The sequence below is a fragment of the Halorubrum sp. Boch-26 genome (assembly GCF_029889805.1).
Classification (GTDB): domain Archaea; phylum Halobacteriota; class Halobacteria; order Halobacteriales; family Haloferacaceae; genus Halorubrum.
The window spans coordinates 1-11,772 of the sequence record NZ_JARANT010000084.1 but is presented as its reverse complement, the minus strand read 5'-3'; the positions used below and the strand labels follow the sequence as shown (position 1 = coordinate 11,772).

Annotated in this window: 13 protein-coding genes; 2 read left to right on the top strand and 11 right to left on the bottom strand. The window is 71.1% G+C overall.

Going from position 1 to position 11,772, the window contains the following annotated elements; all coding sequences use genetic code 11:
• Positions 1-159 precede the first annotated feature (159 nt).
• From OQF71_RS11460 to OQF71_RS11445, 4 genes are all read right to left on the bottom strand, one after another.
• Positions 160-732, bottom strand: coding sequence for a halocyanin domain-containing protein (locus OQF71_RS11460; protein WP_280587824.1), 573 nt, complete (start codon positions 730-732; stop codon positions 160-162).
• 128 nt (positions 733-860) lie between these two features.
• Positions 861-1,082 (bottom strand): DUF2249 domain-containing protein, encoded by a 222-nt coding sequence (locus tag OQF71_RS11455; protein WP_280587823.1) that lies wholly within the window; start codon positions 1,080-1,082, stop codon positions 861-863.
• A 116-nt stretch (positions 1,083-1,198) separates the two neighbouring features.
• Positions 1,199-1,741 carry a hypothetical protein gene (locus OQF71_RS11450; protein ID WP_280587822.1) on the bottom strand — a complete coding sequence of 181 codons (543 nt, stop codon included), beginning with the start codon at positions 1,739-1,741 and terminating at the stop codon, positions 1,199-1,201.
• On the bottom strand, positions 1,738-2,013 hold the full coding sequence (locus OQF71_RS11445) for a DUF2249 domain-containing protein (protein WP_280587821.1): 276 nt from the start codon (positions 2,011-2,013) through the stop codon (positions 1,738-1,740). The genes OQF71_RS11450 and OQF71_RS11445 overlap by 4 nt, the downstream gene beginning before the upstream one ends.
• Positions 2,014-2,147: 134 nt before the next feature.
• Between OQF71_RS11445 and OQF71_RS11440 the strand changes: the two genes are divergently transcribed.
• Positions 2,148-3,542, top strand: coding sequence for a hypothetical protein (locus OQF71_RS11440; protein WP_280587820.1), 1,395 nt, complete (start codon positions 2,148-2,150; stop codon positions 3,540-3,542).
• Between the two features lie 136 nt (positions 3,543-3,678).
• Complete coding sequence (locus tag OQF71_RS11435; RefSeq protein WP_280587819.1) at positions 3,679-4,488, top strand: hypothetical protein; 810 nt, start codon at positions 3,679-3,681, stop codon at positions 4,486-4,488.
• Positions 4,489-4,564: 76 nt separating this feature from the next.
• On the opposite strand, the gene OQF71_RS11430 is transcribed toward OQF71_RS11435, so the two are convergent.
• The 7 genes from OQF71_RS11430 to OQF71_RS11400 all read right to left on the bottom strand — a co-directional run.
• Complete coding sequence (locus tag OQF71_RS11430) at positions 4,565-5,527, bottom strand: ABC transporter permease (RefSeq protein ID WP_280587818.1); 963 nt, start codon at positions 5,525-5,527, stop codon at positions 4,565-4,567.
• On the bottom strand, positions 5,520-6,257 hold the full coding sequence (locus tag OQF71_RS11425; protein ID WP_280587816.1) for an ABC transporter ATP-binding protein: 738 nt from the start codon (positions 6,255-6,257) through the stop codon (positions 5,520-5,522). Before OQF71_RS11425 ends, OQF71_RS11430 begins: the two co-directional genes overlap by 8 nt.
• Before the next feature lie 2 nt (positions 6,258-6,259).
• A complete protein-coding gene (gene nosD, locus OQF71_RS11420) occupies positions 6,260-7,774 on the bottom strand; it encodes a nitrous oxide reductase family maturation protein NosD (RefSeq protein WP_280587815.1) in 1,515 nt (504 codons plus the stop codon).
• A complete protein-coding gene (locus OQF71_RS11415) occupies positions 7,774-8,631 on the bottom strand; it encodes a hypothetical protein (RefSeq protein WP_280587814.1) in 858 nt (285 codons plus the stop codon). Before OQF71_RS11415 ends, nosD begins: the two co-directional genes overlap by 1 nt.
• A gap of 47 nt (positions 8,632-8,678) precedes the next feature.
• Positions 8,679-10,760 carry a TAT-dependent nitrous-oxide reductase gene (gene nosZ, locus OQF71_RS11410; protein WP_280587813.1) on the bottom strand — a complete coding sequence of 694 codons (2,082 nt, stop codon included), beginning with the start codon at positions 10,758-10,760 and terminating at the stop codon, positions 8,679-8,681.
• Entirely contained in the window at positions 10,757-11,128 is a 372-nt protein-coding gene (locus OQF71_RS11405; protein WP_280587812.1) for a BlaI/MecI/CopY family transcriptional regulator, read from the bottom strand. Before OQF71_RS11405 ends, nosZ begins: the two co-directional genes overlap by 4 nt.
• A gap of 91 nt (positions 11,129-11,219) precedes the next feature.
• Positions 11,220-11,772: helix-turn-helix domain-containing protein (locus tag OQF71_RS11400; RefSeq protein ID WP_280587811.1), on the bottom strand; the 553-nt coding region annotated here is incomplete at its 5' end.

Sequence of the window (11,772 nt, the reverse complement as noted above, 5' to 3'; positions counted from 1 at the left end):
GGGTGGACGGGCTGAATCGTCGGGATCGGTCGTCGGTCGGTCGCAGTCGTCGGTCGGTCGCAGTCGTCTGTCGGTCGCAGTCGTCTGTCGGTCGTGGCCGTCGGTCGGTCGCGGCCGTCGGTCGGTCGCGGCCGTCGGTCGGTCGCGGTCGTCGCGGAGCTACTCCACGTACACCGCGCCCTTCATTCCGACCGCCTCGTGGGGCGTGCAGACGTAGGTGTACACTCCGGCCTCCTCGAAGGTGTGCTCGAAGGTGTGGCCCTCCTCGCCGACGGTCTCGCTCTCGAAGTTGCCGTCGGATCCGGACACGTTGTGTTGGCCGCCCTCGCCGGTCCACTCCCAGGTGACGGTCGTTCCGGCGGACACCGCGACCGCCGCCGGACCGAACGACAGGCCGTCCCCGGCGCCGACGTCGACGGTCGCCGAGTCGGCGTCCGTCATGTCGACCGTCCGCTCGTAGTTGTTGGCGTCGTCGAGAAACCCGCCGTAGTCCGGCTCCTCGGAGAGGAACTGCTGGTCGCTTCCGTCGCTTCCGTCGCTTCCGTCGCTTCCGTCGCTCCCATCGCTCCCATCGCTCCCGTCGCTTCCGTCGCTTCCGCCGTCGCCGCTACCGCCGTCGCTTCCGCCACTGCCGCCGTCTCCGCCGCCGCTACAGCCGGCGAGCGCGGTGGCCGCGCCGAGCGCCGCAGTCGTTCGGACGAACGTACGCCGGTCGAGTGTGCGTCGGGTCATGTGACTCGACGTAGGGTAGTATGGGGAATACCTTCGGCGGGAATTCCCGGACTTCGAGCGCGCGAACCGAATTATTCGGAGCGGAGTATAAAAGTAGTGCCGGGGGAGACGGCAGCCGTCGCTCCCGCTCAGTCGTGCTCGATCGTGACGTGCCACTCGTCGTCGGCGACCCGCTCCGTCTCGTGTTCGAAGCCGCGGTCCGACAGCACGTCGTACAGGGGAACCGGCTCGAAATCGTTCACGAGACGCAGGCGGTCGTCCGGGGCGAGCTCGTCGAGCGCGTCGCTGATGGCCGGAAACGGGGGATCGTCGCGCTCGCGCACGTCGAGGACGGATTCGGCGTCGCTCATACCCGAGGGTACGCGACGCTCCGGCATGGACGTTCGCGGGAACATGTTCGACGGGCGCGGCGGACGGAGCGTCCCTCAGCTCGGTCGACCGCGAGCCGGCGCAGCGCCGCGGCCGGTCAGAACGGACTCGGTGGACCGTTCGCGTCGCCGCCCGTGGCGTCCGGCCGATCAGCGTCCGCTCGTTCGGCGCCGCCCGGATCGCCGTCGCCGGATTCGAGCCGTTCGAGCCGGTCGTTGACCGCTTCGCTCCCGTTGAGCGAGGGGTCGACGCGGACCCGAACGAGGTCGTAGCCGTGGTCGTCGACGGCGTCGAGCGCGCGGAACGCGCCCACCGCCAGCGGCTCCGCCTGCGGACAGAACGCCGTCGTCGGCGTGAACTCGGCGCGGAGCGTCGTCGGTCTCTCGGTCTCTTCGGCGTAACGGAACCCGGCGTCCGGGTGTCGAGGGTCGAGGGTGAGCCGGGCGAGGTTGTAGCCGAACGTGGCGTCGTACACGCCGTGCTCCTCGAAGGCGTCCGCGGCGTGCTCGTGGACGACGACGTGGCCCTCGCCCGCGAGAACGTCGTGACCCGTGAGGAACGCGCCCGGCTCCGGCACGTGCTCCGGCACGAAATCGCTCTCGTCGTCGAACTCTGGCTCGGAGCCGCCGAGGAAACTCATGGGTCGTCCCCCGAGACCCAGATCGCCGTGACGACCGCCTCGTCCGTCTCGACCGTGTCGTGCGCGTAGCCGCGGTCGTCGAGCTTCGGAAACAGGAACTGGGGGGCTCGGTCGTTGCGCTGAACGAGGACCGTCTCCTCCGGTAGGTCGGCGAGCCGTTCGAGCGTCCGCCGAAGCGGCTCCGGCGGTCCGAGGTCGGCGACGTCGAGCGTCTCGACCGGGCGGTCCGTCGGCGCGTCCGCCTCCTCGAGGACCGTCGTCTCCAGTGGCATGGGCGAGCGTTCGTTCCCCACGCGTCCGTCGTTTTCCCCGAACGTGTTCGGGGGCGTACCCGCTGTCGGTTCGGTCCCACCTCCCGAACACGTTCGGGGATGTCGACAGGGGGACGCGGACGATACGGGCACGCATGCGAGCCGTTCCCGGCGATCTCACGACCACGACGCGCCCGCCGACCACGATCCCGCTCCGGCACTTCCTCGTCGCGCTGGCGTTCCTCGCCGTCGGCGGAACGCTCGCGCTCCTGCGCGCCGCGGGGGCGGCGGTAGCGGGTGCGGCGCTCGGCGGAATCGCGGCGGCGCACCTGCTGCTCGTCGGGTGGGTGTGTCTCACGATCCTCGGCGCGATGACGCAGTTCGTCCCCGTCTGGTCGGGCGTCGACCTTCACTCCGAGCGGCTGGCGACGCTTCAGCTCGTCGCCGTCGCGGTCGGCGTCGGCGGATTCGCCGGCGGGCTCTGGTTCGGTCGCCCGGCCGACGCGGCGCTCCTCGCCGGGCTCATCGTCGTCGGGTTCGCCGTCTTCATCTACAACCTCGCCCGGACGCTGTGGCGCGCTCGTCCGCTCGATGTCACGGAAAAACACTTCGCGCTCGCGCTCGGTTTCCTCGCGCTCGCTGCGGTGCTCGGCGGGAGCCTCGCCGCCGACTACCGCTGGAGCGTCCTCGCCTCGCTCGGCCTCTCGCGGATCGCGGTCGTCGACGCACACGTCACGCTCGGCGTCCTCGGCGTCGTCGTCACGGCCGTGTTCGGGGCCTTATACCAGCTCGGGCCGATGTTCACGCAGACCGACGCGCTCCCGATCGAGGAGCGACTCGCCCGGGTCGAGACCGCGGCGTACCCGGTCGGCGTGGTCCTGCTCGCCGCCGGGCGACTGCTCGCGGTCGCGCCCCTCGCGACCGCCGGCGGACTGCTCGCCGCGGGCGGTGCGGCGGTCGCCGGCGGGGTCCTCCTCCGGCGGCTCCGCGACGCGACCGCGACGGCGACGCCGATGCTCTCTCGGTACGCGGTCGTCGCGCTCGCGACGCTCGCGTGGAGCGCGACCGCGGCCGCGACGTGGGCCGTCGACCCCCTCGGTCCGGCCGTCAGGTTCGGTCACCCCGCGGTCGGTCCCGTCCTGCTCGGCGCGCTGGTCGGCTTCGTCGTCGTCGGGAGCCTCTACCACGTCGTCCCCTTCATCGTCTGGCTCGACCGCTACGCCGACCGGGTCGGGCTCGAACGGGTCCCCGCCATCGACGACCTCTACGACGCCCGCGTCGCCGCGGTAGACCTCGCCGCGACCGTGCTCGGCGCCGGCCTCCTGCTCGCGGCCGCGGTCTCGCCCGCCGTCGCGTCGCTCGGGACGGTCGGCGGATCCCAGGGGGGCCTCGTCCGACCCCTCGGCGGCGCGCTCGTCGTCGCCGGCGCGCTGCTGTTCGCCGGCAACATGGTCGCGACCGTCGTCCGGCACGGCGGCGCCGCGATGCTCGCCGGGTCTGGACCGGGGACGACAACGAACTCGGAGGCGTCAGACGCCTCCGATCCGTGACCGCGCCGGGAACCGGCCGATGACCGCGCCGGAAGTCGACCGATGACCGCGCCGGGAGCCGGCCGGTTCGCCCGCGAGCCGCCACCCGGCGGCCGCGGTCCGGAAGATATTCCATCGACACGACAGAAGTTCCGGCATGGAACGCCGTGCCCTCCTCTCAGCACTCGGCGTCGGAGTCTCGGGCCTCGCCGGCTGTACCGACGCGACACCGGACGCCGACGGGTCGGGATCGAACGGCCAGTCGGAGCTCCCGGAGGAGTACCCCGACGGTGCGGGACCGGACGGTATCGACTTCTCGACGCTCGAATCTGACGACGAGACGCCGTTGCACGCGCCGAGGGACCACTGGGACTCGTACGCGATCGTCTTGGACGAGCCGCCCGACCGTCGCCGCGTCGAGGGCGACTACTACGTCAACTCGTCTACCGGAGAGGTGATCTCAGACCTGCGGTACGGCGCTAGAGACTACCGAAACGGCGACGCGTACGCGTACGTCCAGCCCGCCGACGAACTGCCCGATCATCAGCCGCACGACGAGTGGGAGTCGGACCCGCAGTTCACGTATCACGACGCGATCGGCGCGTACTATCGGTACGACCCTCACTACGGTCAGATCGCCCCTATGAACATCGGCCGACACACGGAGATGGTCGAGCCGTACGGCTGGGAGGCGGTCGGCACGGCGACGCACCACGGCGTCCCCGTCGTCACGTACCGGCTCTCGGACGCGGAGCCCGACGACTCGCGGGCGACCCCGGCCGTCGAGGGCTCCCTTCGACTCGGCGTCGAGGACGGGATCATCTACGCGTTCGACCTCACGCTCGACGCGGAGGGCGAGCCGCGGTACGCCTACGCCGTCCGTCCGGCGCCGTTCCCGGACCACGAGTGGGTCGAGACGGCCCGGACGGTCAGCGGTTCGACCGACGCCGCCAACGACAGCGCGTGACCGACGCGGCCCGCAGCCCCGTCACGTCGCGGCGGCTCGACGGGACGGATCGATTCAAAAAGGACGCGGGGGCGTGTTATATCCGCTTCGAGCGGAGCGCCACCGCGGCGACGCCCACGGCGACCGCGACCCAGCCGAGCAGCACCGCCACGAGCAGCCCCACCGAAAGGCCGCTGCCGTCGAGCGCGGCCGCGAGCCCGGCGCCGCCCGCGTCGGTCGGGGCGAGCGCGAGCAGCCGGTACGTCGAGACGGGGTTCGCGGCGACCGCGACGGCGACGAACGCGCCCGCGCCGTCGAGCGCGGCCAGCACGCCGAGCGCGAGCAGGTCGTGGACCAAGGCGAACCAGGCCCAGACGAGCAGGGCGCCCGCGAGCGCGACCGTCGAGGACGGCGCGACCGCGGAGATCGCCACCCCGAGCCCGAGGAGCGCGACGGCGACGGCGACGGTCGCGAGCAGGAACCACGCGAACGTCGGCCAGCCGGCGAGCCCGAACTCCCGGAGGAGGAGCAGCCCGGGAACGCCGAACCCGAGCACCACCGACGCCGCGAGCACCACGGCCCGCCCGGCGAACAGGCCGATCGCGGCCTCGGCCCGCGAGACAGGAAGCGTCAGTACGACGCCGAGCCGCCCGCGCTCGGCCGCGCCGACGATCGCGCCGTGACCGAGCGCCAGCGCGGCTAGGGGGACGAGGTACGTCGCGAGTTCGACGTAGCTCGCGACCACCGGCTCGTAGCCGGTCGGCGCGACGCTCGATCCGCTGAACATCGCCAGCAGCAGCCCGAACGCGGCGAAGACGACCGTCAGCGCGACGGCCCACCCCCGACGGGTCGTCAACCGGGCCTCGCGGCGGGCGATCCGGAGGACGATCTCCGGTCGCGGGAGCGGGACGGAGACCCTCTCCGTGTCGGTCGCGGTCTCCGTTCCCGTCTCCGTCGCTTCCGCGGTCGAGTCTCCCGGTGAGGCGGCGCTCACACCGCCGACGACGCCGCCGTCGGGGGTCGGATCGGACGTCTCCTCCCCGCGTCCGCGCTCAGGCATCGCGACCACCTCCGGTGAGCGAGACGAAGGCGTCTTCGAGCCCGCCCTCGTGGTCGGCGCCGAGCTCGTCGGGCGTCCCCTCGGCGATACGCCGACCGCCGTCGAGGACGCCGACGCGGTCGCAGACGCGCTCGGCCTCTCGCAACGCGTGGGTCGCCATGAGCAGCGTCACGCCCGTCTCGTCGCGTACGCGCGTCAGGACCTCGCGGAGCGCGGCGACGCCGTTCGGGTCGAGCCCCGCGGTCGGCTCGTCGAGCAGGAGCACCGACGGGTTCGCGAGCAGCGCGGCCGCCAGCCCGAGCCGGCGGGACATCCCCTTCGAGTAGCCGTCGATGGGGCGGTCGATCGCGTCCGCGAGCCCGACCGTCGCGGCCGCGCCGGCGATGCGCTCGGCGGTGTCCTCCGGGCCCGCTCCGACCCCGCGCACGTCGGCGTGGAACCGCAGCGTCTCCCGCCCCGTCTCGCCCGGCGGAAAGCCCGGGTTCTCGGGGAGGATCCCGATCGCCTCGCGGATCCGCCAGCCGATCTCGGCCACCTCGTGACCGCCGACCGCGACGGCGCCCGCGTCGGGGCGCTCGTGGCCGGCGATGAGTCCGAACAGCGTGGACTTGCCGGCGCCGTTGGTTCCCACGAGGCCGTACGCCTCGCCCGATTCGACCGTGAGATCGATCCCGGCGAGGGCCTCGACGTCGCCGTACCGCTTTCGAACGTCTGTGATTTCGATTCGCATGGTTACTGGTGGTGGTCGTCTCCGGGGTCGGCGTCGTACTCGGCGGTCGCCTCGACGGCGGCCGCGTACGGGCGATACGGTTCGACGTCGCGGGTGGGTTCGGCGAGCGGCCGGTGGTCGACGATCCCGGCGGTCTCGACCGCGGGGAACCGGCTCTCGACGAGCCGGATCGCGTCGAACGCCGGAGCGTCGGCGAAGACCACCGCGGTCGGGTGTTCCTGCACGAGGCGCTGGGCCGCGCCGGCCGGCCGGTGGCGCGTGTCGCTCAGCCCGTCGCCGTCGGCGTCGGCGACGCGGGCGTCCGACCAGTAGTTCCCCCGGTCGGTGCCGTTCCAGGCGATCAGGTCCCGAGTCGTCGTCAACACCGGCTCGTCGTTCTCGACGAAGCCGTTGCCGACGACGGTCGTCCCCGAGGTCCCCGCGGAGTGGTGGATCCCAACGCCGTTCGCGTACAGGAGGTTCCCCTGTACCTCGTTGTGTTGGGCGTTGTACAGGAAGATCCCGTCGTCGTTAGCGACCAGGTCGTTGTCGCGGATCACGCTTCGGTCGATCTCCTTGAGCAGGATCCCGTGGCCGCTCTGCCCGCGGTTCGCGACCGCGGTGTTGTTGACGACCTCGATCGAGTCGCTGACCATCAGCGCGTATCCCACGTCGTTCTCGAAGGCGACGTTGTCCGCGAGGCGGTTGTTATCGGAGTACATGTAGTGGACGCCGTACCGGAGGTCCCACAGCGTGTTCCCCGTCGCCTCGACGTTCGAGGCCCACGAGTAGTAGATCCCGTCGCGCACGTCGGTGATCTCCGTGTCGCGGACCTCGGTCCCGTCCGTCTCCCAGAGGTTGATCCCGTTGCCGCGGTTCGCGAACCGCGGGGCCTCGGTGCCCTCGATCCGCGAGTCGGCGATCGTCACCTCGTCCGCGCCGTTCACCCAGACGCCGAAGGCGGCGTCGGTGAGGTACAGCTCCGAGAGCGTCGCGCCGGAGGCGTTCTCGGCGACGTACACGCCGGCGTCCTGCGATTCGAGGTTTTCGCCGGTGTCGTCGATCCAGACGCCCTCGACCGTGGCGTTCGGTGCGCGCACCGCGATCGTCGTGCCCTCGCCGCCCCCGTCAATCAGGGCGCCGTGGGTCGACGCGGAGCGGACCGTCATCCCCGGCTCGTCGACGACGATCGGCTCCGCGGGCTCGAAGACGCCCGAGAGTTCGATCGTGTCGCCCGGGCCCGCGGCGTCGACCGCGGCGGGCAGGTCGTCGTAGGTCTCGGCGGTATTGCTCCCCTCCCCTCCGCTCCCGTCGCGTCGGATCGTCGCGGTGCCAGCCTCGGTCGGCCGGTCCGGGTCGTACGTCGGCGGGTCGACGATCGGTTCGCTTCCGTTTCCGGCGTCGACCGCGTCGCTCCCGGCGACCCCCGCGCCGGTCGCCGCGACGACGCCGGCGAGGACGACCGCGAGCACGACGGCGGCGGCGACGAACACCGCGCGAGCCGAGGCGAGCCCGCCGATCGACGGGAGCCGGGACATCAGTTTACCCCCGTGTTGGGGCCGTTTCGGGTCGGTCGGTCGGCGGCCGAGTCGTCCGATGTCGGCTCGTCCGGGGCCGAGACCGACTCGCGGTTCGCGGCGGGCTGGGCCTCGGCGATCTCCTCGGCGGTCGAACCGATCTCCTCCGTCTCTCCGTCGCCGTCGCTACCGCCACCGCGCCCCCCCGAGAGCCGCTCGCGGACCTCCCCGGGAACCTCGCCGATCGTGACCCGCGAGCCGCGGAGCAGGTACGCGACGACCAGCAGGAGGAACCCGAGCCCCGCGAGATAGCCGCCGGGACCGAACCACGCCACCCCGCTGATGTTGGCGATCTCGTAGCCGCCCAGAAGCGGCGGGGTGAACTCGCGCACCCCGACGACCGGCGCGCTCTCGCCGAGCGCGTGGCCCGCCTGGAACAGCCGGTACTGCACGATCGCGAAGGTTCCCACGAACGCCACCGTCGCCCCGGTCAGTTGGCCGAGCAGCCCGAGACGGAGCTTCCGGCCGGTGGGCGCGAGCGCGACGAACACGCCCGCGGCGGCCACCGCGAGGAACACGGCCGGCCCGAGGATCCACTCCGGCGCGGCGATCGCGTCCGGATGGACCACGTAGTTCGGATCCACGAACACCGGGTCCGGGTAGTAGAACCCGACGTAGTGGTTCAGTGCCTGCACCTCGGCGTAGTCGCCGCCGAGCCGCGGATACGCGTACAGCTCGACGAGCAGCCCGTCGGGGTACTGGGGCGCTTCGAACGCGATCTTCCAGACGGGTACCAGCAGAGCGACGACGAACATCGCCGCCGCCGTCACCGGAAGCGCCCGCCTGAGCTCCGTCAGTCGGTCGAGTGAGGCTGTCATAGTGTGTGGGGAATGGGGGTGGGTGGTGGGTGGAGTGAGTCGGCGGTCTATTCGTCCGGCTCGACGAGGATCCGCGAGCGCATCTCCAAGTGGAGCGCGCTACAGAAGTACGCGCAGTACGCCCAGAACACCCCGGGCTTGTCCGCGGTGAACGTCACCTCGCGGGTGTCCTGCGGCGCCAGCGCGAGGTTGATGTCGTACTGCGGGATGGCGATCGAGTGAATCACGTCGCTCGTGGTTTCGATGTTCGAGATTCTGAGGTGAACCTCGTCGCCTTCCTGCAGTGTGATATCGGGGAAGGCGTACTCGTTGCGGCGCGCCCACATCTCGATCTCGACGGTGCTGTCGTCGACCCGCTCGATGGACTCCTCGCCCTCGGCGACGTAGTCGATCTCGTAGTCGTCGGTGTCCCACGTCTTCGCCGGGTCGAGCTTATCCTTGTGAACGACGCTGGCGTCGTGCGGCTCGGGGTACGACGGCTTGTCCTTGATCAGCTCCAACCCGGCGTCGTCGTCGCCGATGTGGAACAGCTGGTCGTTCTCGGGGTGGATCGGGCCGACCGGGAGGAACCGGTCTTTCGAGAGCTTGTTCAGCGAGATCAGGTAGTCGCCCTGCGGCGACGCCGTGTACGACTCCGCGGCGATGAGGTGGCCGGGGTTGTAGTGGACGTCGTGGCGATCGACGACCGGCTCCTCGGAGCCGGCCTCGGCCTCGACGGCGGCCTCGTAGTCCCACTTGACGACCTCGCTGTCGATGAACGTCGTCGTGTACGCGTGGCCCCGCCCGTCGTAGGCGGTGTGGAGCGGCCCCATCCCGATGCGGGGCTGTCCCACGATGGACTCCTGCGGGTCGTCGACCTCGGCGATCGCGTCGATGTCGATGACCGTACAGCTCGGGTCGAGCTTCCCGGAGGCGATGGCGTAGTTCCCGTCGGGCGTCACGCTGATCCCGTGCGGGCTCTTCGGCGTCGCCACGTACCGGACGATCGGGCGGTCGCCCTCGTTCAGCGGGCTGTCCATCGTCCCGTCGACGACGGGCACGCCGCTGATCTCCTCGTAGTTCCCGGCCTCGACGGCGTCCCAGATCGCGGGGATGTCGAACGCCTTCACGTAGTCGCGGTCGGAGCGGGCCATCTCGCCCTCCGTGACCCCCTCCTCGCTGTTGTAGCCGGTCGCGAAGAACCAGCGGCCCTCCTTGCCGCCGTCCCCGTTGTCCATGTTACCGTCGACCTCGACCTGCCACTCGACGTCCATCGTCTCCGGGTCGATGGCGGTGATGACGGAGCCGTACTCGTCGGGGCTCTGTACGTCGCGGCCGTCGTTGGGCATCGGCACCCGGAACTCGCCGACGCCGAAGACAAGCTGCGTATCGGGCAGCTGCATACAGGCGCCGTGGACGCCCTGACAGTTCGGGACGTTCGTGATCGCGTCGGTCTCGAAGTACTCCAAGTCGACCCGGGCCATCCGCCCGTTCGCCTTGTCGTTGACGAAGAGCCAGCGGCCGTCGTAGTCGTTGTCGGTCTGGGAGACGCGCGGGTGGTGGGTGTCGCCCCACGTGTAGCCGCCGCCCTCCTCTTCCAGCATCTCGCTCGTCTTGGCGTCGTGGCCGAAGCCGCGGGCGCTCTCCGCCTGGAACACCGGGATCCGCATCAGCTCGCGCATCGACGGGATCCCGACGACGCGGATCTCGCCGGTGTGGCCGCCCGAGAGGAACCCGTAGTACTCGTCGTGCTCGCCCGGGGCGACCTTGTGTTCGCCGCTGGCGGCCGCGCCGCCGGAGTCGTCCTCCTCGTCCGCGAGGATACTCGTACAGCCCGCGAGCCCGCTCATGGCTCCGACGGCGGCGCCCGCCTTCATGAAGTCGCGCCGCCCGAGCTCTAGGCGCGGGAGGTCGAGCGTCGGCCGCTTGGCCGCGGTCGCGTCGGTGCCCTCCGCGGTCGAAGCGATATCGCGCTCGTGGTCGGTGAGCAGGTGTTCGATCGTCCGTCCGTCGACGATCTCAGGCTCGTCGTCGCCGGCGTCGTCGGTTTCGCCCGCCGGTTTGGCGTCGCCCGCATCCGCGGGCGTGTCGTCGTGCTGTTCGTCGGCTCGTGCCGTCCGCTCGTCGCTGGCGTTAGGGTGGGAAGTCATTGTCTGGTGGTGGCGTCGGCTCCGCCGTCGCCGTCGTGTTCCGTTCGGACCACGATCCGCTCGACCGCCGGATCGCCGAGGACCGTCCGCAGTTCGGCTTCGATCTCCGGGACGAGCCGGTCGCGGGCGGCCTCGGCGTCGAAGCAGTACCGATGCCGTGTCGTCCCGCTGTGTCGCTCCGTGCCGCGGTCGACGAGCCCCTTCTCGACGAGCCGGTCGACAGTCTGCTTGACCGTCGTGTACGCGACATCGTCGCCGCGGCTCGCGACCGCGTCGTGTAGGTCGCGGGCCGTGAGGGGGTCGTCGTCGCGCCGCAGGACGGCGAGGAGTTCGCGTTCCCGCGGTCCGAGCTGTGTCCACTGGGTCATAGGTGGCCGGAGTCGAACGCGTGGGTTCGACCCCGCTACTGATCACTACGGTCTAACCCCGGGGGTAGCTGTCGGCGAACTGTTCGGGGGTTTAAGTACCGTCTCCGAACGCCTGCGAAAAGAGCGTGTCCGTCACGGTCCGGAGGTGTTCCGAGACCGTGGACTTCGCGATGTCGAGATCCGCGGCGATCGCCTCGGCGGATGCGCCGTCACCGTTGAAGTAGCCCTTATCGGCCGCGACGGCCGCGACCTCCGCCTGTCGGTCCGTCACGCCGGCGAGGTCGACCGGGACGACATCGCGGCAGGAGTCGTCCGCCGCGCTCCGGTCGCCGCGATCGACGCACAGTCGGCGCAACTCAACCCCGAGCCCGGCGGCCTCGCACTCGTCGACGACGGCCTGCAGCTCCTCGTGGCCCGTCAGCACGAACGAGACGCGGAGCTCGCCGTCCCTCATCTCGGTCCGGCGCGGCGAGACCGGGAAGTTCGCGAACGCCGACGGCAGCCCGCCGCACGAACAGTCGTCACAGATGCCGTCGGCGGCCGACGACGGTGACGGCTCGGCGGCCGACGGCGGTGACGGCTCGGCGGCCGCGGTGGTTTCCGCGGTGTCAACCGTAATACCACCGTCGGTCGCGGGGCGCACG

Excerpts from the sequence above, each read along its gene's own strand:
- OQF71_RS11405 (WP_280587812.1), bottom strand. The coding sequence starts at position 11,128 with ATGACCCAGTGGACACAGCTCGGACCGCGGGAACGCGAACTCCTCGCC.
- OQF71_RS11440 (WP_280587820.1), top strand. The coding sequence starts at position 2,148 with ATGCGAGCCGTTCCCGGCGATCTCACGACCACGACGCGCCCGCCGACC.
- OQF71_RS11430 (WP_280587818.1), bottom strand. The coding sequence starts at position 5,527 with ATGCCTGAGCGCGGACGCGGGGAGGAGACGTCCGATCCGACCCCCGAC.
- OQF71_RS11425 (WP_280587816.1), bottom strand. The coding sequence starts at position 6,257 with ATGCGAATCGAAATCACAGACGTTCGAAAGCGGTACGGCGACGTCGAG.
- OQF71_RS11435 (WP_280587819.1), top strand. The coding sequence starts at position 3,679 with ATGGAACGCCGTGCCCTCCTCTCAGCACTCGGCGTCGGAGTCTCGGGC.
- OQF71_RS11450 (WP_280587822.1), bottom strand. The coding sequence starts at position 1,741 with ATGAGTTTCCTCGGCGGCTCCGAGCCAGAGTTCGACGACGAGAGCGAT.
- OQF71_RS11445 (WP_280587821.1), bottom strand. The coding sequence starts at position 2,013 with ATGCCACTGGAGACGACGGTCCTCGAGGAGGCGGACGCGCCGACGGAC.
- OQF71_RS11455 (WP_280587823.1), bottom strand. The coding sequence starts at position 1,082 with ATGAGCGACGCCGAATCCGTCCTCGACGTGCGCGAGCGCGACGATCCC.
- OQF71_RS11460 (WP_280587824.1), bottom strand. The coding sequence starts at position 732 with ATGACCCGACGCACACTCGACCGGCGTACGTTCGTCCGAACGACTGCG.
- nosZ (WP_280587813.1), bottom strand. The coding sequence starts at position 10,760 with ATGACTTCCCACCCTAACGCCAGCGACGAGCGGACGGCACGAGCCGAC.
- OQF71_RS11415 (WP_280587814.1), bottom strand. The coding sequence starts at position 8,631 with ATGACAGCCTCACTCGACCGACTGACGGAGCTCAGGCGGGCGCTTCCG.
- nosD (WP_280587815.1), bottom strand. The coding sequence starts at position 7,774 with ATGTCCCGGCTCCCGTCGATCGGCGGGCTCGCCTCGGCTCGCGCGGTG.